Source organism: Stenotrophomonas maltophilia group sp. RNC7, from assembly GCF_030910085.1.
GTDB classification, from domain to species: Bacteria; Pseudomonadota; Gammaproteobacteria; order Xanthomonadales; family Xanthomonadaceae; genus Stenotrophomonas; species Stenotrophomonas sepilia.
This window is the reverse complement of the sequence record NZ_JAVFVN010000543.1, coordinates 1-835: the sequence shown is the minus strand read 5'-3', so window position 1 is coordinate 835 and position 835 is coordinate 1. Positions and strand designations below refer to the sequence as shown.

Below are 835 nucleotides of genomic sequence, written 5' to 3'. Positions count from 1 at the left end.
GGAATGAGATTATTAGAACAACAAAAATCAATCAAAGAGTGTAGGCAATGTCTACACTTTGAAGAATCATGCCCTTTCTTTAAAGATGTAAATTATATGGATCCAGTGACTGCAAATTGCTGTAGATACTTTACTAATATTAATAACCAGGAATTAATCATTAATGACACTTTGTTTAATAATGAGCTGACCTTTTCTATCACTGGCAGTGATTATATACATCATCAATATCCGGAAGCTCCAGATTACTTCGTATGGTTACAGAATAAAGAAATATACTGGTATAAAGGGAAGGATGAATTCTCAGGAAAAGAATTTGGATGTTGGATACTAAATCATAGTAAACGATTATTGCCTGTTGTAAAGAGTAGAACTGAAGCAGTTATGGGATGGACAAAAAATGTATATAAATCGCCAGTACCTTTACATGATCATAAAGCATCAAATAGTTTATTATCTTCAGTTTGTTGGTATATCTCCAAAGATGGTTTTGGGCAATTTGGTGTATTAGTGGGGAATGGATTAGGTTATTTAACTAACCCAAGACCAAAGACTTGGAGACAAAGAATGAATTGAAAATTCAAATTTATTATTGAATGAGGTTTTCATATCAAATTTAAAGTAGTATAATGCGAATATAACGAATTTTTTATAATTTTTATCTAAACTATAATAACGAGGACCTATTGGGTCGATGAACAAGCTTTTAAGCTTTATTAATCGGCACAATAGGTCCTTTTTTTATTGTTTTAGAGAAAAAGGGGGAGTGCTGAAAGTAACTATAACAGGTTTGAGAAGAAAACAATAATAATTTAGGGGGAATATAGTATGTACC

At 31.3% G+C, this 835-nt stretch carries 1 protein-coding gene; it reads left to right on the top strand.

Annotation, left to right across the window (positions count from 1 at the left end):
- On the top strand, window positions 1-576 hold a 576-nt coding region (locus RCF13_RS10715; RefSeq protein WP_308141147.1), incomplete at its 5' end, for a hypothetical protein.
- Between the last annotated feature and the right edge of the window lie 259 nt (window positions 577-835).